Raw genomic sequence first — 16,136 nt, forward strand, 5'->3', positions numbered from 1 at the left:
TCTAAAGATTCCGCCGGCCGCGCCCGACCGAGCGTGCCAGCATCGCGGTGATCTGGCCTTCGCTGCGGGCGAAGCTCGCCGCATCCGTCGCCGTCACGTTGAAGTTGATCTGGGTCGTCCCGCCGCCGGCCGCCGCGACCCCGAGCGAACCGTCGGCCGCGCGCCTCAGCGGCAGGATCGCCTCGGACCCCGCCTCGCCCATCAGGCCGAGATCGCCGCCCAGCGGAAAATAGGTCGGCGCGGAGACCACGCCGCCCGTTGCAAACGGCGTCACCCGTCCCGGCACGCCGCCATCGGCAAAGGGCAGGATGGAACCGAACCCCGCCGTCAGCGACGAGATCAGCCCCGAGGTCAGCGTCGAAAGCATGGTTTCGAGCGGCTTCAGCCCGGAGGCCAGCGCCACGTCGGAAAGCCGCAGGCCCAGCGATCGCAGCGTATCGTCGAGCCCCTTGCCGCCGATGGTGGCACTCTTCAGCGCCCCGGTCAGCGCCCGGCCGAAACTCGCCGAGCGGTTTTCAAGATCGTCAAGCGCCTTCAGCGCCGTCGACGCATCCAGCTCGACCGCAAACGAAAGACCGTCGTCATTCATGGTTGAATGCTCCTTTGAACAAAACGGAGGCAAGTTCGATACGTTCCGCACCGTCATGCCTGTGCTCGTCACAGGCATCCAGCTAGCCCAAGTCCTTGGGCCGAAAGACCCTTTCGGCCTCTCATCCGCCTGCGTCCTACGGCACATTCTCCCCGCAAGCGGGGAGAAGGTTAGGGTCAGAGTGAGGGGCAGGGACAGTTGGGGTTAGGTGCAGACTCGTGGCAGATAAACGAAACCCATCCCCTCAATCCGGAAAGGCCCGCATCAGCATCTCCAGCCCATCCCGCCCCAGCCGGGCGGGCCGCAGCGCAAACGCACCGGTCATCGCGGCAAACTCGACGAGGCTCAGCTCCCAGAAACGCGTCGGATCTAGCCGCAGGCGGCAAAGGCCGGTGTCGAGCACCGCCCCCCAGGGGAAGGGACGCGCTCTTGCCCCGCCGCCTGCGGCTCTCAAGGGTCCGGGGAGGACTTGCCGGACCCGTCGATCGTCCTGCTCGCCTCATCAGGGGCAAATGTCAGCGTCAGCAGTTCGCGCACCACCGCGGCGGCACCCGCCACGCCCCCCTCGACCGCCATGCAGCCCACGTCCTCGTCGCTGAAACGGTTGCCGCCGCCGCGCAGGCCCGCGGCGATGATGCTCATCAGATCCGCCGCCTTCAGCCGCCCGCTGGAAAAGCGCTCGGCAAGCCCTGCCAGGCTATCGGCCTGAAACATCGTTTCCAGCTCGGCCAGCGCGCCGAGCGTCAGGCAGAGAATGCGGCGCTCGCCGTCGATCACCGCCTCCACCTCGCCGCGCCTGCGGTTCGCCCTGAAGACCGAAGGCGCAAGATCGCCCGCGCCCCGCATCAGAGCGCTCCGAAGGAAAGCTGTCCCGCCGATTCCAGCGCCAGTTCGAAAGTCACCTCGCCGTCATGCGCGCCGGCATATTCGAGCGCGGTGATCTGGAAGAGGCCAGTCACAGTGCCGAAGTCGGGAATGACCACCTGCCACGAGACAATCTCGCCGGCGAAGAAAGCCGAGCGCACCCGCGCGTCCGAAGCCTGGTCCTTGAACAGGCCCGCGCCGGACAGCGAGGCGCGCTGCACGCCGGCTCCGGCCAGCAGTTCCCGCCAGCGACCGGCGCTTTCCCCGTCGGTGACGTCGACCGTCTCGGCATTGAAGGCGAGCCGCTTCGAGCGCAGCCCGGCGACAGTCATGTATGCGCTTCCATCCAGAACCTTGAGCAGCAGGTCCTTGCCCTTCTGTACGACCATGTCGGTTTCCTTCTCTTGTCCGTTCGTTCCGTGGATTTTCCGGGAGACTCGCCGGTTGCCCGCGACTTCGGAAAGCCGTAGAGGAAATGGCCCCTCCGGAATTTCTTCATGTCGTCTTCGCGCATCCGCCTCATCGCCCTGCTCGCCGTCAGCCAGATCGCCGGCTGGGGCGTGAGCTTCGACATGCCCGGCGTCTTCGGCCGGCGCATCGCCGCCGATCTCGGCATGTCGAACGAGATGGCCTTTGCCGGCCTCACGGTGATGATGCTGGTTTCGGGTTTCGCCGGCCCGCTGGTCGGACGGCTGCTGAAACGTCATGGCGCAGCCCGCGTCCTTGCCGCCGGTTCGCTTGCCTTCAGCGCCGGCCTGTTCATGCTTTCGATGGCGCAGGGTCCGGCAAGCTATTTCGCCGCCTGGCTGGTCATCGGTTTCGGCGGCGCCTTCGGACTGTCCGTTCCCTGCTATGCCGCCGTCGTCGAGCGCGAAGGTTCCGATGCCAAGCGCAGCATCGGCCTTCTGATGATCTTCACCGGTCTATCGGCAACTTTCGCCTGGCCGGCGCTTAGCTTCTTCGGCGATCTCTATGGCTGGCGGCCTACGCTCATGGGTGCTGCCCTCCTGCATCTGCTGCTGCTCGCGCCGCTGCATCTCTTCGGCCTGCCCGCCCCATCGGATGGCAATACGGCGGGCCAGGCCTCGGCGGATCGGGAGCCGCTTGCGCTGTCGCCCGACCAGTCCCGCCTCGCCTTCCGGCTGATCGCGGTCATCACCATCACCTTCAGCCTGCTCACCCTCGGCCTCGCCCCGTCGCTCCTCGAGCTGCTGCAGCAGTCCGGCGCATCCGCCGCCGTCGCCCTGCAGCTCGGTTCGCTCAGGTCCGTGCTCGGCATCGCCGCCCGCGCCGTCGATACGCTGGCCGGCAAAAAGGCCTCGCCGCTCTTTTCCGGCAAGCTCGCCTGCCTCCTGATGTTGGTCGCCATGCCGGTGCTCGCGCTCTCCGGCGGCGCCACCCTGCCGCTCTTCCTGTTCATCGCGCTTTACGGTTTCGGATCGGGCATCTCGGCGCTGTCGCGGGCGCTCCTGCCGCTCGGCTTCTTCTCCGCCAGCCGCTATGCGCAGCTTTCGGCGCAGTTGTCGCTGCCGGCCAATCTCGCCATGGCGATCGCGCCCGTCATCGTCACGTTCCTCATCGATCGCGGCGGTCCCAATGCCGTGTTCGCCTATTGCGCGGGCCTCGCCGTCATCTCGCTTGTGGCCTTCTTCAGCCTGTCCCGTATCGAAAAGCGCGCGGACTCAACCGGCTGATACAAGCGGTTCCAGAACGGCCCGGAACTGCACTTCGGCCACGAAAAGCGTCGTCTTCGGCTCACGCCGGCTGATGCTTCCCCGGTGGGCAAGGCTCACCAGCGCATGACCCGACACATCCAGCGCCGCGTCATGCAACAGCCTTCGCACTATCCCGGCGATCTCCTCCGCCTCGCGCCGGCCAATCTTCGACCAGGCTTCCAGCGTCAGCAGGATTTCCACTCCGTCCTCGCTCGCGGTCGAGAAATCCCGCGTCTCCGCCTCACCGATCACCAGTGCGGGAAGCGGCAGACCCGCTACGCGCCGGTCCCGGATGCCGGCCGCGCCGATCAGGACAAGAAGCGACGCATCGGCCATTAGCCGTGCATGGATCGCCTTCAGCAGTTCATTCACCGGGTTGGCCATGGCTTCCGCCCTCCGTCGTTTCATCGGTCGCCCCGCCACCGCGGCCAGCCCTGGACATCGGCTCGCCGCTTTCGCGAAGTTCCATCGACCGCCGGACAAGGCGTGCCGAAAGCGCCCGCGACAGCGCGGTCTTGAGATCGCCGCCTGTCAGGCGGATCGCGGCCTTCATCGCCCTTCCTCCCTGCAGCGGCAGGCGAGATAGCGGCCGCTCTCGTCGGGATCGCGCACGCTTTCCACCGTGAAATGCCTGAGACCCTTGACGAAGCGCATGCCGGAGACGAGGTCGCCACGCCGGCGCACCCAGATGTCGTGGGTGATCTCCACCGTCTCGGCGCCAGCCCGTTCCTCGACCTTTGCGGCAAGCGGCGTGACCAGCGCCCAGACGCTGGCAACCGCCTCGAAAGCTTCCGTCGCTCCGCCCTGTCCGTCGGAGACCGGCACGGGACGTTCCAGCACCAGCCGGGCGCTGAGCCGTCCGGGGTCGAAATCGGCAATCCCCATGGTCAGAGCCTCCGCCGGCAATAGGGCGCGATCAGCCGTTCGTAGCCCGCCGGCATCGCCGCCGGCTGGTCCTCCAGCGAAACCGCGCCACGCACGGAAAACATCAGCGCCACATGGGAAAGCATCGCCCGTTTCAGCGTGCCGGGCACCTCCGCGCCGGTGTCGCCGAAACCGGCGATGAAATCGATCTCGATGCCGTTGATCGCGCGGCCCGGTGCCGGCGTCTCGCGCAGCCACAGCCGCACCGGGCGGCTGTTGCCCTCCAGCAGGTGATCGTCGAGCGACACGAGGGACGGCTCTCCCGCCTCGTCGTAGACGGTCACGGTCTCGATTGCACTGACGGGGCCACGTTCGATGCGGATCACGCCATCGTCAGGCCAGCGGTCGAGCGCCAGCCGGAACCCCTGCGTCATCAGCGCAAGACCCGTCTCGCGTTCGAGATGCTCGCGGGCCACCGTAATCAGCCCCTCGATCAGCGCATCCTCGTCGTCGCTATCGACCCTGAGATGCGCCTTCGCCTCGGCCAGCGTCACCGGCTCGCCCGCGGGCGGCACGGTCGGGATATAGATCATGAATGTCTCCTGTTTGGTGGGCAGAGGCCGGCACCCGTTTGAAACGAAGGCACGGGGCGGCTGTGTGGAGCCCCTCCCCCTTGTGGGGAGGGGTTGGGGAGGGGTCTTTGCCCCGAATAAAAACCCCTCCCGCCTGCGTCCTGCGGACACCTCCCCACAAGGGGAAGGGTTAGGAATGCCGAACCGCGTCCATTCCCTCTTCCCGTTCACGGGGGGCTGAAGGACGGGGACACGCCCCCATCCGCCCCGTCAGTTCGCCGAGAACTTCACCAGCTTGATCGCCTCGAAGTTCTGCACCCCGCCGCCGACGCGCTTGGTGGTGTAGAACAGGACGTAGGGCTTGGCCGAATAGGGGTCGCGCAGCACGCGGACCCCCACCCGGTCGACCACGAGGTAGCCGGCGCGGAAGTCGCCGAAGGCGATCGAGGTCGCGCCGGCGGCAATCGCCGGCATGTCCTCGGCCTCGGCCACCGGGAAGCCCATCAGCGAGGCCGCCTCACCTGCCTTGGCCGGCGGCTGCCAGATGTAGTTGCCGTCGGCATCCTTGAACTTGCGGATCTGCCCCTGCGTCTTGCGGCTCATCAGGAAGCTTGCATTCTGGCGATGACCGGCCTTCAGCGCATAGACCACGTCGACCAGAACGTCGGAGGCGCCGGCGGCGGAAAACGCGCCCGCGGCCCCCGTCGCCACATAGCCGATCTTGCCCCATTCCCAGGCGCTGTCGGCCACCTGATCGTAGGCAAGCAGACCCTTCGGCTTGTTGATGCCGTCGCCGGTGACGAAGGCCGTGCCTTCCTGCTCGGCAAAGGCGATATCCACCTCGCCGGCGATCCAGGCCTCGATGTCGACGGCCGCATCGTCGAGCAACGCCTGGCTTGCGGCCGGCATGGCGTAGAGTTCCATGGTCGGGAAGGAGAGTTCGGCAAGCTGCGCCGTTCCCGTCTGCGGCCGCGCCGCCGTCTCCGACACCCAGCCCGCTGTCATGCCGGCCGGCGAGAAGGGCTTTTTCAGCACCGAACCCGAGACCTGCCTGACGGTTGCCAGCGCACGCACCGGCGAGACGACGGAAAGCCGGCGGCCGATCTCGCTGTCGGTTTCCGGCGGCACCAGATAGCCGCCGTCGGCGGGCGCACCCGCGCTCATCGCCTTGGCTTCCAGTTCGCGCAGGCCGCTTTCGTCGCCACGGCGGATATAGGCGTCGAAGGCCGCCTTGTGCTCGGCCGCCTCGATCTCGCCTGCCCCGCCTCGGGAGAGCGACGGACGCATCTTCTTCAAGAGCATCTCGTCGATCATCCGGCTCTGGTCGTCCATCGCCTTGTTGATGCGCTCCACCTTGTCGCGGGTCACGACGTCGGAAACGAGCTTTTCCTCGATTTCCGAAAGCCTGCGGTCGTTGACCTCCTTGAACGCCTCGAAGGCACCCATGAAGTCCTCGAAGGCCGCCGTCACGCCGTCCGGCACGGCCTTCACTTCCGGGGCCACTTCCGGGGTCACTTTCGGAGTCAGGCCGCGCTTTGCCGGCTGCTTGTCATGCATGTTTTCCATTCTCGTCATCCTTTCCTGAAGACACTCGTCGCCATTGCCCTTGCTGCCCGGCGCATGGCGCGGACGAGCTCGGTTTCCCTGTCGCGGTAGAACCGCGCATGTTTCACGTTCGAGACCCGTGCGGCCGGCAGCATGGGGAAGGTCACCACCGAGATCTCCCAGAGATCGGCCTCGAGGATGCGGCGCACGCCGCTTGCCTTGTCGGAGCGGGCGCGCACGGTGCGGAAACCGATGGAAAGCCCATCCAGCGCGCCGGATTTCATCAACGCATGCACCTCGCGGGCACGCGCCACGCCGGGCGACAGCACGCCCTCGACATAAAGGCCGCGCTCGTCCTCGCGGATCACCGTCCATATGCCGATCGGTTCGGCCGGATCGTGCTGGAAGAGCATCCGCACACCGGCGGCACCGCGCGCCCTCAGCGATTTCGAAAAGGCTCCGGGCTCTATCGTGTCACGGCCGAGGTCCACCTCGCCGAAAAGGCTGGCATAGCCGGAAAAACTGCCGTCACCCGAGACGCCCTTCAGCGTCAGGTTGGCACGGGTATGGGTCAGCGAAGGCGGTTCGCGCTTCGGCGTCATCGTCCTACTCCTCGTCATGGAATGATGTGTTTGGTCCGGCCGCGGATGAGGCTCCTCTCCGTCATGCCGGACTTGTTCCGGCATCCAGTAGCGCGATGTCCATCGCGCGAAAGACTCTCTTGCGATCAAGGACTTGATCGCGCTGGATCTCGGCTCAAGGCCGGGATGACGGCAGTGGGAGAAGCGTCACGGCGGAGCCGATGAAGATGCCTGCCGTGTCGCGGTCAGGGTTCGGGCGGCCGCCCGCCATAGCGCTGGGCCAGCCGCGCCAGCACGCCGAGCGCCCGCCAGGCCGAAAGGCTTGCGGCTGCCGCCCCCGCCAGCATGGTCTCCTGCGGCGAGAGGCTGGCGGCCACGTCGAGCTTGCGCACCAACCACAGCCCAACAGGCCCGCCGAAGATCAGGCCGCAGGCAACGCCGGTCAGGAAGCGGGTCGCCGCCTCGCGATTTCCCTTCGGCAGGAGATAGACGAGCGAGATCGCCGAGCCCGCGACCGCGCCGATCAGGCGGGCAGCGGAAACGCCGCCGTCGTGGCTAAAGTCAGTCATTTTTAATCTCTCGCAGCTAGGATGAAATCGGACCGGCCGCACGATCCCGCCAGGATTTCGTCTTACGATGGCGGCGGCCGGTCTCCCCTTCTCTATCCGTCGAACGAACGGAAGCGCCTTCACGCGGCGCTTTAAGCGGGGCGTTTTTGTCGAGTCGAAAGAATCGCTTGGCTGCAGAACCTCACACTTCGATTCCGCTTCCCGATGCAGTGCTTTAAGTCCTTCACTTTCTGATTCAGATGGAAACGACGGGCTTTCGGCGTCGCCCCTTCCTCCGTCGTGACGGACCTGATCCGGCATCCAGCCGCGCGATGTCCATCGCGCAAAAGACGCGGTCATCGCGGCGCAAACGTCTTTCGTTCAATACCCCACGGCCTCGCGCTTTTCCTCCTCGGAGAGGAAGTCCGCCGCCCCCACCCGCGCCCACAGCGCATCGCGCTCGGCGGAAAGTCCCGCCACCTGATCGAGATCGGGAACGAGATTCAACGGTCTCAGGTAAAGGCCTGAAAGGAATGCCGAAAACCGCGCGGCGGTGCGCGTGACCAGCGGCAGAACGGTCAGCCGGTAGAAGGCACGGTTGGCCTCCTGATAGTTGGCATAGGTGTTGTCGCCGGGAATGCCGAGCAGCATGGGCGGCACGCCGAAGGCGAGCGCGATGTCGCGTGCCGCCCCGTTCCTCGCCTCTACGAAGTCCATGTCCTTCGGCGAAAGCCCCATCGACTTCCAGTCGAGCCCGCCCTCCAGCAGCAGCGGACGGCCGGCCCGCATCGGCCCGGAATACCCCTCGTCCAGCTCCTGCTTCAGCCGCTCATACTGGTCGGCGGAAAGGTTGCCGCCCTCCTTTGGCTGGTAAACCAGCGCGCCGGAGGGACGGGCGGAATTGTCGAGCAGCGCCTTGTTCCAGCGGCCCGACGCATTGTGCAGGTCGAGCGCGACCTGGGCTGCGGCCAGCGGCGGAAAACCCGTCTGGTCGTCCAATGGATGGAAGAGCTTCAGATGCAGCAGCCCCTCCCCATCCCGTCCCACTGCGATCCGGCGCCGTCCGGTATCCGCGCGGTAGTCATAGGCCTCCGGCCAGCCGTCGGCTCCCGTCACCACGCTTACCCGGTCGGGGCGAAGCAGGTGCAGTTCGGCAGGCCGTTCGCCGAGCGCCAGCGGCTCGACATAGGCATTGCCGGAGAGCAGCAGGTGGCCATAGAGCGCTTCCATGAAGTCCGGCCCGCCCATGCGCGGGTTCGGCCTTGCGATCAGCGCCAGCACCGGATGATCGGTCAGCTCTCGGCCGTCCTCATAGGCAAGCCAGGGGATTGCCGCGGCCGCCTCCGCCACCAGCCGCACCGTGCGGTGGGCGACGGGGTTTCTCATGAAGCCCTCGCGGGCAAGCGCCCCATAGGAGCGGCCCGTCCAGTGCGCGGGCGCTTCCGACGCAATCAGCGACAGCCCGCCCGTCCCGACAGCCCCCTTGGTATCGCTCACCGTATTTGCGGACACGGGTGAACTTTCCGCCGGGCCACGCCACGGCAGACGAAACGACAGTTTCATCGGCAGCTTCCTTCGGTCGTTATGTATGGAAAAGCCCTTGCCTGAGACAGGCAGGGCCTCGGCCCGCTCTTCAGACCGGCCGCGTCACCGCATAGGCGACATCGTAATCGGCGGCGATCCTCAGTTCGCGGAGCGGCTTCACGCGCGCAATCGATTCCTGGTAGAGCGGGTGCGCCCGGTAGGCGGCAAGCGCCGCCTCGTCGTCGAACTCGCCATAGACGATCAGATCGACGCTGGTGTCGTAGAGATCGCTCTTGACGCTCGTGCCGATTTCCAGATGCCGCGCATGGGGTATTTCGGTCAGGATCGAAAGCCCCGACCGCACGCGCTCCAGATTGGCCCTGTCCGGCACGGAAAAGAACACGATATGGCGGATCAAGGGCATTGGCTCCGAAGGCAGGTCTCACGGGGGGCCGACGTATCGGTCCGGCCCGTGCCGCGATAGCATGACCGCGCGCGGGGCTCAATCGCTCGCTTGCCGTTCAGCGGTCCATGCCGGCGCTGCAGGTGCCGATCATGCGCCCGACATCCCCCTCGGCCCCGAAGACGCCCGTCTTCAGCGAGGCGGCGCCCGAGACCTCGAACGGAACCTCGCCCTCACCGAAAATTCGGAAGATCACATAGCGCTCGTCGTCGCGCACGCCCGTCGCCGTCTTCACCTCGCCGATCCGGCCCTCGTCGCAGCGCTCGCCACGGCAATAGTTCACCTTGCCGTCCTTCGTGCTGAAGGAGAAATCGGCGAAACCGCCACCCTCCTCGCAGGCCGGATGGCAGTAATAGATCACCTCGGCGCTGCAGCCGAGTTCGATCACCTCGTCGGCTGCCGCCGTTTCGGTCGCCAGAAACAGCAGGCCCGCCAGCAGCAGGTCAGGTCGTATAGCTGATCGCGCCATAGAAGGCCCTCCCGTAATCGGCGATCTGCAGGGCCCGGTCGAGCCGGTTGATGATCTTGCGGGCATTCACCCAGTCCTCGCGGTTCGGATTGAAGACCTGGTCGAGCCGCACCCCGGTGAAAGTGCCCCTTTCCATGCCGATGAACATGATCCTGATCGCCACATCCATGCGCATGGCTTGCGCCGGATCGGCCACGAGATCGACACCCACCAGCGGGCTCATCTTCGCGTAGTTCGTCTTGTGGGTGAGCTGCACCAGCCCGCGCCCGAGCCAGGACTTGCCCTGCGTGTCGCGCCGCCAATAGGGATTGCTGACCCAGGGAAGCTGTCCGCGCGCGAACGCCCGGTCGAGAATGGCGATCGCCCTGTCGTCGGTCGGCGCCAATGTCTCGCGCACCGGCTGCATGGTGCGCGCCGTCTCGTGAAAGGCAGTGGCCAGCATGTAGGCGAGCCACCGGTCGTCATTGCCGGGGCTCGTCGCCTCCCAGTGGTCGAGGATCGCCTCCATGCCCTGCGCCTGCGGCGGCTGGATGCGCCCGTTGAACAATGCCATGCGCACCCGGTCGTGGAAGAAACCCCGGTTGATCCTGCTCATCGCTTTCCCCTCTTCCCTGACGTCACACCCTCCCGGCCCGGCCGATGGCAGCCTGCCGGGGAGCATCCGTCGTGTTTTCCCTGCGATTCAATGCAACTAAAAATATAATTACACTTCAATAATCTTTATAGTTGCACATCTGGATAGACGTCTCCGGCCCGAAAACCGTCTGCGGCGTGGGACGCGAAAATTTCCTGAGGAATTCAAACGTTTAAAATAATTTCAATCGTTTGAGGAGCTTAACCCTCATATTTACAAAGATTTAACTCTGTGGAACCTTCCCGCTTATTCCGCGTTTAGGCACCTGCAGACAGCATTTCTGGCCTAACCTTGAGCCGTGAGGAGTAGATCGATGCAGACCAACAGCACGACCCAGACGAAGACCAATGCCGCCACCATTCCCGCCCATGTCATGGAGCGTCTCGAAAGCGAATGGCGCCAGATGCGCCAGGGCAGCAACCAGCCGTCCGCGTCTTCTTCAAAGTAATCGCGGTTCTCATCCCGGTTCCAGGCAATCCCGGCGTCGAACGACCCGAAGCAAAACGGCCGGCCCTCCATCGAGGGACCGGCCGTTTCCTTTGGCAGTGCCGGCCGCAGGACGGCCGGCATCGCATTCACTCCCTGAGATCGCGGTTGAACTCCAGCACCTTGAAGCCTTCGATGCCGCGTCGCAGCCAATCCGGCTGGACCGCTGCCGGGGCCTCGGCCGAGGGCGCAGCCCGCAATTTGGTGAACTGCGGTTGCGGCTTTTTCGGCGGCGGCGCTGCCGGCTTGGGCGGCAAGCGGGTGAAGACCATGGTGAGCGTACCCGTATTCGTACGCGAGGCGGAAACCAGCGGTCCCGGCCCGGTGAAATGGGTCAATACCCAGGTCGGCCCGGCGTCCGAAATACGGGCGGTGAAGGCGAATTCCGTCTTGCCGGAAAACACGGCCTTCTCCGCCCCCTGAATGCCGGTCACCTCAATCGCACCTCCCATCTCCTTGACGAATGTCTCGGCGCGAAGGTTCTCGGCAATCAGTTCGCGCGTACCGAGCGTGCCGACGACAGGGCTCGCATCCGGGACATGGATGGTGCAGGCCTTCTCCGACTTGTCGGAAAGATAAATCACGAAATTCTGGTTATAGGTTCGCGAACCCTTCCGGCTCACGCCGAACGGCAGGGCGAAGGACAGGCTTTCCCCCGGTGTCGAGAGCGTGTCGCTGAAGGTCGCCGAAGGGTTCAGGCCGCCTTCATAGTTCATCTTGAGTTCGAAGGCGGCGGAGACCACCCAGTCGTCACGTTTCAGATAACCGAATTCCTCGCGGCTCCTGTAGAGTTCGCAACTCAGCTTGGCGAGAAAATCGGCCATGGAGATCGGCGTCACATTGCCACCACCTCCGGATGTCGCGCAGCCTGCGAGCCCCGCGCAAAGCGCGGCCACCATCAGTTTCTTCATGGACCCCTCCCCCGAAACCTCCACTCAGGATTGTACGTTCCGCGAAACTTGTCAATCGTGCCGGACCCGGCCCCATGCCGGGTTCGGGGAAGCGGCGATAGGCATCAGACGCCGCGGATTCGCGGTTCGCCCGCGCCTTCGAGGAGAAGCGCCGTCAGCGCCCAGACCAGCGCATCCAGCCGGTCGGGCGAGCGTCCCGACGAGAGCCCCTCCGGGCCGAAGTCGCACATCTGGTCTTCCAGTTCCTGAAACCGGGCCGCGTGCAGAACGCGGCCCTGTTCGTAGAGTGCCACCACCGGCTCGGCCCTCAGGAACTTGCCGCGCGTCGCCCGAACCATGCTGACGGGCAGGGTCGCCTCCACGCTTTTCAGCATGGCCGCCACCATTTCCCCGCCCTGGTTGACTTCCGCCACCACCCGGTCGGCCTCGAAGCGGCGATAGGCGGAGACCACGGCCCTTGCCCAGACCGCCGGGCTTTTGCCTTCAACGGACACGTCCGCCAGCACCACCGCCTGCCCGTTTTCCATCAGGCCGGCCACGACGATACCGCAGCAGGAGCGCTCGCCGCTGCCCGCCGGCGGGTCGACCGCGACGACGATGCGCCTCAGCGGTTCGGTCAGCCTTATGGTGATGCCTTCGAGACGGTCGCGCTTCCACAGCGCGTCCTCGCGATCCTCGATCAGTTCGCCACCGAGTTCCTGCCGTCCGAGCCGCGTGCCGCCGTAGCGGCGCTCCAGCGCCGCGATGAAGCCCGGAGCGAGATTGCCGGCATTGGCCGCGGTCGAAAGCCGGGTCAGCCGGGTTCCGGGTTCGGCGATCAGCCGCTTCAGAAGCGGTACCGCCCGCGGCGTGGTGGTCACCACCTGCCGGGGCGCGGTCCCGAGACGCAGCGCGAATTGCAGCATGTCGAAAGTCTCCTGCGCATGCTTCCATTTCGCCAGTTCGTCGCACCAGGCGAAGTGGAATTGCGGGCCGCGCAGGCTTTCGGGATCTTCCGAGGAGAAGATCTGCGCCACCGCGCCGTTCGGCCAGACGAGCCTCCTGCGCGTAATCTCCACCTCCGGCCGCATGCGGGTTGCAATACGCACCAGCCCCGAGGGGCCGTCGATCATCACCTCACGGGCATCGCCCAGCGTTTCCGCCACCAGCGCGATCCTGAGATCGGTCTTCGGCCCTGCCGCCCGCACCATGGCCTGAACCCATTCCGCGCCCGCCCTTGTCTTGCCGGAGCCGCGCCCGCCCATCATCAGCCATGTCAGCCAGTCGCCCGGCGGCGGCAATTGCTCGGCCCGCGCCAAGAAACGCCAGTCGCGCCGCATCGCGGCAATCGCACCCGAAGGCGCCGAGCGCAGCAGGGCATCGAGACCCGCCACCGCGCCGGTGGCATGCCTTCCTTTCTCCCGCGCGTTATCCGCCCGCGCATTCCCGGCGCGTTCGCCTTCGGTCGAACGTCTCTCGGCCTGCCCATTCGCAGCCCATCCATTCCCGACGTCACCGCCTTCGGTGTGAGCCACCTCACCCCGTCCTTCATCGGACAGCCCGATGGCAGCGCGTCCGCCTTCGGGGCCTTCATCCACAGCGCAGCCAGCCTCACCCCCAAAGCCTGCCGCAACCCGCCCTCTGCCGGGCGAGAGGGTCGCCGCCGCGCTGCCGGCCGGCTGCATCGTGTCCTGTCCGCCCGCCGATACCTCTTTCGGATACGCCTGCGTCGCCCCGGCCGCGATGGCTTGCGCCTGCGCTTTCGCCGATCCGGGGCCATGTCCGTCCGGCGGGCTCGTCGACACGCTGAAGCCGGCGGCGGCAACGCCCTCCAACGCGGCGGTCAACCGACGCATGCCCGTCACCCTGTCCGCGATCGTGCCGATACCCTTGACCATGTCGTCCGTGGCCGCAGCCACCGCTCTCGCCGACGCGGCGATCCGATGGCGTTCCTTTGCTTTCTTCTTCCGGCTTGTCGCCCGGTTATCCGGGAGGCCCGCATCCGGCCCCAAGCCCGGCATAGCCAGGCCCGGCACAGCCGATCCCCTCGCCATCAGCATCTCCAGAGCCGTCGCCGCGCGCGGCCAGCATGGCAGCGGCGCGCTCAAGTGCCCGCTCTTCGATGAGGTCCGCGAGTTCCTGTCGTATCCGGTCATGATCCTCGCTCTCGGCTCGCTGTTCCTCGGCCTCCGCCCGGTCGCGGGCAAACTGCCTTTGCAGCGCATCGACCTTTTCCAGCGTGCGGACGATCAATGAAATCGCATCGGTCGCCGCCTTGGCGTCGGTGCGGGCAAGCTTTGCAGAGGCGTCGTCGACCGCTCCGCCCTCTGCCTCGATCCGCGAAAGCATCGCTTCCGCCGAAGCCCGGAGGCTGCGAAACAGTTCGAACTGACGCGCCATCTCGCCCATCAGCTCATTGAGCAGCAGCTCATAGCGGTCAGCGGCGGAAAGGCCTTCAGCCGATTTCAGCTCCAGCACCACGCGTTCCGCCGCCCGCCCGATCTGCTCAAAGCTCCAGACCTCGCCTACGCCCTCTCGCTCGAAAGCAAAAGGCTCGCGGCCCGACAGCATGAGATCGATTTCCCGCTCCTTGCGCATCGCCGCCTCCCGCTCACCGCCGGCTTCGCAAGGCAACCACCGGCCAATAAAAAAGGCCCGGTCGCCCGAGCCTTGCTACAATCCCTTTGCCGAAGACCACGACCCGAAACACTCCGCTCCGGCCGCAACTCTCCGACGATGCCTGAACCCTATCAAACGACCGTCACACCGTCAAGGACTATTTTCCTAACTATATACTTGACGTACCAGAATCGGAAAGGCATGATTCTCTGGCGTGACAGGCTGGCAAATACGTCAAGGAAACGGAGAGTTTCCTATGACAACGGAAGACGAAAAGAAGACGCCAGAAATTGAGATTACGCCAGAGATGATCGAGGCTGGCGTATCCGAGTACGTCGAACTGGCTGGAGAGTTTCCGCCATCCTACGTGGTTGAAGTGGTATATTTGGCAATGGTTCGCGCTTCTTTACGCCATAAAGAGACATAGCAAATTTGTTATTTGTTGATACGTAATGTAGTGCGTTTATTACGTCATTTAGGTCATTTTGAAGCAAATTAAGATTCTGCAAAGTCAATTTGTATAGTAGCCTTGACGTTTTCTTTTTTGTGTACCGCTCAATATGGATAAAGTCATCACCGCGCTTGTGGACGATCCCGTGCGCCAAAAAGTTTCTGTTGTCCCTGCACACTGATAAAGCTTTCTTTAACTTCGAGCAGAAGGCTACAAATTCGCTTTTCTTGTCCTTCATAAGGAGCATCTTGAAAATGAAATCTGTTTTGGTTTCATTTCCTAAGGTTTCTAAAATCTCGACGCCCAAAGGGTGCGGCGCTAGATAGGCCTCTAGGATTGTTTCAAGAATGTCTTCGACCCGTGACCAAGAAACTGTAAGGCATCCAATCATCCAGATTGCCGCATGGTCGCTTGGGATTTCAACTGTCTTGGAGGTTTTTGCCATGGCTGACCCAGATCAAAAGATTGACGACAAGAAGGGCGACGAGATCTTGCGGCGTATGCTGAAGACCCCGCCTGAACCGAAGAAATCAGAAAACACGGCCGGCGACAAAAACAAAAAGGACTCGCGAAAAAAGTGATTTTATAGTTCATTTGCCCAATGAGAGAAGAAGCCCCACCGCTGCCGGTCATTCATACGATCCCGAGGTCACTCATAGAACAGTGGACTAAGGTTTCTCCTGATGATGACGTTGAAATCAGGCTTACCAAGGCCGATATCGACAATCTGTTTTTCTCCATAAACGGAGTTATCTCCTCGTTGGGTTCGATCCAGGAAGCGTTGATCGCCTACAGCAATGGTAATGTTGATCACGCTAACGCCCTTATGGACATGTCTAAAAGGAATAATCTTGAAGCGTTGAATTATGTCAGGTCTCTTATGAGTTCCTTAATTGCTAGTGCAATTCAGAACAGGAACGAAAAGACATGAGCGCCTCGAATCCTGATAACAACGACTATGAGAAATCGAACGTCAGTGGCGCGCTTATGGAGAAGCTTGGCAACAACAGTTTTGCCGCAACCGGCCCCATAACTAGTGGCGGCGGCGGAGGTGATGGAATGGACGAACTTGGATCTAGGGTATCAAAGATAGAGGCATACACGGACACGATCCGTGAAGATATTTCTTCAATCAAGCCTGATCTTAAGGACGTGCGCGAGCGGTTTCAGCGACTGGAAGTCAATGTCAGTCACCTGCCGTCCAAGGGCTACATAAACAAAGTAGTTATTTCTGCGATTTTGTTAATTGGTGCATTCATTACATTTCAGGAACAGCTTCAGTCACTTTTGGGGATGACTTCGTCTCTTCCAAAGTAGGTGTC

24 protein-coding genes are annotated in these 16,136 nt (G+C 63.9%); 5 read left to right on the top strand and 19 right to left on the bottom strand.

Annotated elements, in window-relative coordinates; translation table 11 throughout:
* Nucleotide 1: 1 nt before the first annotated feature.
* From J5N58_RS16965 to J5N58_RS16980, 4 genes are all read right to left on the bottom strand, one after another.
* Nucleotides 2-589 (bottom strand): phage tail tape measure protein, encoded by a 588-nt coding sequence (locus tag J5N58_RS16965; protein WP_112831355.1) that lies wholly within the window; start codon nt 587-589, stop codon nt 2-4.
* A 244-nt stretch (nt 590-833) separates the two neighbouring features.
* Nucleotides 834-1,043 carry a rcc01693 family protein gene (locus J5N58_RS16970; RefSeq protein WP_113338868.1) on the bottom strand — a complete coding sequence of 70 codons (210 nt, stop codon included), beginning with the start codon at nt 1,041-1,043 and terminating at the stop codon, nt 834-836.
* A complete protein-coding gene (locus J5N58_RS16975; protein ID WP_244711855.1) occupies nt 1,040-1,435 on the bottom strand; it encodes a gene transfer agent family protein in 396 nt (131 codons plus the stop codon). Before J5N58_RS16975 ends, J5N58_RS16970 begins: the two co-directional genes overlap by 4 nt.
* Nucleotides 1,435-1,842, bottom strand: a complete 408-nt coding sequence (locus J5N58_RS16980; RefSeq protein ID WP_113439541.1) for a phage major tail protein, TP901-1 family — start codon at nt 1,840-1,842, stop codon at nt 1,435-1,437. The genes J5N58_RS16975 and J5N58_RS16980 overlap by 1 nt, the downstream gene beginning before the upstream one ends.
* A 108-nt stretch (nt 1,843-1,950) precedes the next feature.
* On the opposite strand from J5N58_RS16980, the gene J5N58_RS16985 reads away from it, so the two are divergent.
* A complete protein-coding gene (locus J5N58_RS16985; RefSeq protein ID WP_113439540.1) occupies nt 1,951-3,147 on the top strand; it encodes an MFS transporter in 1,197 nt (398 codons plus the stop codon).
* On the opposite strand, the gene J5N58_RS16990 is transcribed toward J5N58_RS16985, so the two are convergent.
* From J5N58_RS16990 to J5N58_RS17040, 11 genes are all read right to left on the bottom strand, one after another.
* Complete coding sequence (locus J5N58_RS16990) at nt 3,136-3,552, bottom strand: DUF3168 domain-containing protein (RefSeq protein WP_113439539.1); 417 nt, start codon at nt 3,550-3,552, stop codon at nt 3,136-3,138. The genes J5N58_RS16985 and J5N58_RS16990 overlap by 12 nt on opposite strands.
* Nucleotides 3,533-3,721, bottom strand: a complete 189-nt coding sequence (locus tag J5N58_RS16995) for a hypothetical protein (protein ID WP_113439538.1) — start codon at nt 3,719-3,721, stop codon at nt 3,533-3,535. Before J5N58_RS16995 ends, J5N58_RS16990 begins: the two co-directional genes overlap by 20 nt.
* Nucleotides 3,718-4,053: a phage head closure protein gene (locus tag J5N58_RS17000; protein WP_113338873.1), complete on the bottom strand. Its 336-nt coding sequence runs from the start codon at nt 4,051-4,053 to the stop codon at nt 3,718-3,720. Before J5N58_RS17000 ends, J5N58_RS16995 begins: the two co-directional genes overlap by 4 nt.
* Before the next feature lie 2 nt (nt 4,054-4,055).
* Nucleotides 4,056-4,625 (bottom strand): head-tail connector protein, encoded by a 570-nt coding sequence (locus tag J5N58_RS17005; RefSeq protein WP_113438650.1) that lies wholly within the window; start codon nt 4,623-4,625, stop codon nt 4,056-4,058.
* 249 nt (nt 4,626-4,874) lie between these two features.
* On the bottom strand, nt 4,875-6,161 hold the full coding sequence (locus J5N58_RS17010) for a phage major capsid protein (protein WP_244711966.1): 1,287 nt from the start codon (nt 6,159-6,161) through the stop codon (nt 4,875-4,877).
* Between the two features lie 14 nt (nt 6,162-6,175).
* Nucleotides 6,176-6,751, bottom strand: coding sequence for an HK97 family phage prohead protease (locus J5N58_RS17015; RefSeq protein ID WP_244711860.1), 576 nt, complete (start codon nt 6,749-6,751; stop codon nt 6,176-6,178).
* 224 nt (nt 6,752-6,975) lie between these two features.
* Nucleotides 6,976-7,299, bottom strand: a complete 324-nt coding sequence (locus J5N58_RS17020; protein WP_244711864.1) for a DUF6107 family protein — start codon at nt 7,297-7,299, stop codon at nt 6,976-6,978.
* A gap of 360 nt (nt 7,300-7,659) precedes the next feature.
* Entirely contained in the window at nt 7,660-8,841 is a 1,182-nt protein-coding gene (locus tag J5N58_RS17025; protein WP_244711867.1) for a phage portal protein, read from the bottom strand.
* A gap of 70 nt (nt 8,842-8,911) precedes the next feature.
* Nucleotides 8,912-9,220: a Dabb family protein gene (locus tag J5N58_RS17030; protein ID WP_244711869.1), complete on the bottom strand. Its 309-nt coding sequence runs from the start codon at nt 9,218-9,220 to the stop codon at nt 8,912-8,914.
* Nucleotides 9,221-9,323: 103 nt separating this feature from the next.
* Nucleotides 9,324-9,734, bottom strand: a complete 411-nt coding sequence (locus tag J5N58_RS17035) for a hypothetical protein (protein WP_112829905.1) — start codon at nt 9,732-9,734, stop codon at nt 9,324-9,326.
* On the bottom strand, nt 9,709-10,329 hold the full coding sequence (locus J5N58_RS17040) for a lysozyme family protein (protein ID WP_112829904.1): 621 nt from the start codon (nt 10,327-10,329) through the stop codon (nt 9,709-9,711). The genes J5N58_RS17035 and J5N58_RS17040 overlap by 26 nt, the downstream gene beginning before the upstream one ends.
* Nucleotides 10,330-10,681: 352 nt before the next feature.
* Between J5N58_RS17040 and J5N58_RS25990 the strand changes: the two genes are divergently transcribed.
* Nucleotides 10,682-10,816 (top strand): hypothetical protein, encoded by a 135-nt coding sequence (locus J5N58_RS25990; RefSeq protein ID WP_280520011.1) that lies wholly within the window; start codon nt 10,682-10,684, stop codon nt 10,814-10,816.
* Between the two features lie 127 nt (nt 10,817-10,943).
* Here the strand turns inward: J5N58_RS25990 and J5N58_RS17045 are convergent, their stop codons facing one another.
* The 3 genes from J5N58_RS17045 to J5N58_RS17055 all read right to left on the bottom strand — a co-directional run bounded on the left by J5N58_RS17045 (nt 10,944) and on the right by J5N58_RS17055 (nt 14,342).
* On the bottom strand, nt 10,944-11,765 hold the full coding sequence (locus J5N58_RS17045) for a hypothetical protein (protein WP_112829903.1): 822 nt from the start codon (nt 11,763-11,765) through the stop codon (nt 10,944-10,946).
* Between the two features lie 104 nt (nt 11,766-11,869).
* A complete protein-coding gene (locus tag J5N58_RS17050) occupies nt 11,870-13,084 on the bottom strand; it encodes a DNA-packaging protein (RefSeq protein ID WP_244711968.1) in 1,215 nt (404 codons plus the stop codon).
* Between the two features lie 643 nt (nt 13,085-13,727).
* Nucleotides 13,728-14,342 carry a hypothetical protein gene (locus tag J5N58_RS17055; RefSeq protein ID WP_244711871.1) on the bottom strand — a complete coding sequence of 205 codons (615 nt, stop codon included), beginning with the start codon at nt 14,340-14,342 and terminating at the stop codon, nt 13,728-13,730.
* Nucleotides 14,343-14,619: 277 nt separating this feature from the next.
* Between J5N58_RS17055 and J5N58_RS17060 the strand changes: the two genes are divergently transcribed.
* Together J5N58_RS17060 and J5N58_RS17065 are read left to right on the top strand one after the other, a co-directional pair.
* Nucleotides 14,620-14,790: a hypothetical protein gene (locus J5N58_RS17060; RefSeq protein WP_244711873.1), complete on the top strand. Its 171-nt coding sequence runs from the start codon at nt 14,620-14,622 to the stop codon at nt 14,788-14,790.
* Nucleotides 14,791-15,161: 371 nt separating this feature from the next.
* Nucleotides 15,162-15,395, top strand: coding sequence for a hypothetical protein (locus tag J5N58_RS17065; RefSeq protein WP_244711876.1), 234 nt, complete (start codon nt 15,162-15,164; stop codon nt 15,393-15,395).
* 68 nt (nt 15,396-15,463) lie between these two features.
* Here J5N58_RS17065 and J5N58_RS17070 read toward each other — a convergent pair whose 3' ends face one another.
* On the bottom strand, nt 15,464-15,628 hold the full coding sequence (locus tag J5N58_RS17070) for a hypothetical protein (protein WP_244711878.1): 165 nt from the start codon (nt 15,626-15,628) through the stop codon (nt 15,464-15,466).
* 113 nt (nt 15,629-15,741) lie between these two features.
* Between J5N58_RS17070 and J5N58_RS17075 the strand changes: the two genes are divergently transcribed.
* Entirely contained in the window at nt 15,742-16,131 is a 390-nt protein-coding gene (locus tag J5N58_RS17075; protein WP_244711880.1) for a hypothetical protein, read from the top strand.
* Nucleotides 16,132-16,136 lie beyond the last annotated feature (5 nt).

This window comes from Paenirhizobium cremeum (assembly GCF_022884085.1).
GTDB lineage: Bacteria > Pseudomonadota > Alphaproteobacteria > Rhizobiales > Rhizobiaceae > Allorhizobium > Allorhizobium cremeum.

Coding starts and splice junctions, on each gene's coding strand:
- J5N58_RS16965 (WP_112831355.1), bottom strand. CDS start 589: ATGAATGACGACGGTCTTTCGTTTGCGGTCGAGCTGGATGCGTCGACG.
- J5N58_RS16975 (WP_244711855.1), bottom strand. CDS start 1,435: ATGCGGGGCGCGGGCGATCTTGCGCCTTCGGTCTTCAGGGCGAACCGC.
- J5N58_RS16980 (WP_113439541.1), bottom strand. CDS start 1,842: ATGGTCGTACAGAAGGGCAAGGACCTGCTGCTCAAGGTTCTGGATGGA.
- J5N58_RS16985 (WP_113439540.1), top strand. CDS start 1,951: ATGTCGTCTTCGCGCATCCGCCTCATCGCCCTGCTCGCCGTCAGCCAG.
- J5N58_RS16990 (WP_113439539.1), bottom strand. CDS start 3,552: ATGGCCAACCCGGTGAATGAACTGCTGAAGGCGATCCATGCACGGCTA.
- J5N58_RS16995 (WP_113439538.1), bottom strand. CDS start 3,721: ATGAAGGCCGCGATCCGCCTGACAGGCGGCGATCTCAAGACCGCGCTG.
- J5N58_RS17000 (WP_113338873.1), bottom strand. CDS start 4,053: ATGGGGATTGCCGATTTCGACCCCGGACGGCTCAGCGCCCGGCTGGTG.
- J5N58_RS17005 (WP_113438650.1), bottom strand. CDS start 4,625: ATGATCTATATCCCGACCGTGCCGCCCGCGGGCGAGCCGGTGACGCTG.
- J5N58_RS17010 (WP_244711966.1), bottom strand. CDS start 6,161: ATGCATGACAAGCAGCCGGCAAAGCGCGGCCTGACTCCGAAAGTGACC.
- J5N58_RS17015 (WP_244711860.1), bottom strand. CDS start 6,751: ATGACGCCGAAGCGCGAACCGCCTTCGCTGACCCATACCCGTGCCAAC.
- J5N58_RS17020 (WP_244711864.1), bottom strand. CDS start 7,299: ATGACTGACTTTAGCCACGACGGCGGCGTTTCCGCTGCCCGCCTGATC.
- J5N58_RS17025 (WP_244711867.1), bottom strand. CDS start 8,841: ATGAAACTGTCGTTTCGTCTGCCGTGGCGTGGCCCGGCGGAAAGTTCA.
- J5N58_RS17035 (WP_112829905.1), bottom strand. CDS start 9,734: ATGGCGCGATCAGCTATACGACCTGACCTGCTGCTGGCGGGCCTGCTG.
- J5N58_RS17040 (WP_112829904.1), bottom strand. CDS start 10,329: ATGAGCAGGATCAACCGGGGTTTCTTCCACGACCGGGTGCGCATGGCA.
- J5N58_RS25990 (WP_280520011.1), top strand. CDS start 10,682: ATGCAGACCAACAGCACGACCCAGACGAAGACCAATGCCGCCACCATT.
- J5N58_RS17045 (WP_112829903.1), bottom strand. CDS start 11,765: ATGAAGAAACTGATGGTGGCCGCGCTTTGCGCGGGGCTCGCAGGCTGC.
- J5N58_RS17050 (WP_244711968.1), bottom strand. CDS start 13,084: ATGCGGCGCGACTGGCGTTTCTTGGCGCGGGCCGAGCAATTGCCGCCG.
- J5N58_RS17055 (WP_244711871.1), bottom strand. CDS start 14,342: ATGCGCAAGGAGCGGGAAATCGATCTCATGCTGTCGGGCCGCGAGCCT.
- J5N58_RS17060 (WP_244711873.1), top strand. CDS start 14,620: ATGACAACGGAAGACGAAAAGAAGACGCCAGAAATTGAGATTACGCCA.
- J5N58_RS17065 (WP_244711876.1), top strand. CDS start 15,162: ATGTCTTCGACCCGTGACCAAGAAACTGTAAGGCATCCAATCATCCAG.
- J5N58_RS17075 (WP_244711880.1), top strand. CDS start 15,742: ATGAGCGCCTCGAATCCTGATAACAACGACTATGAGAAATCGAACGTC.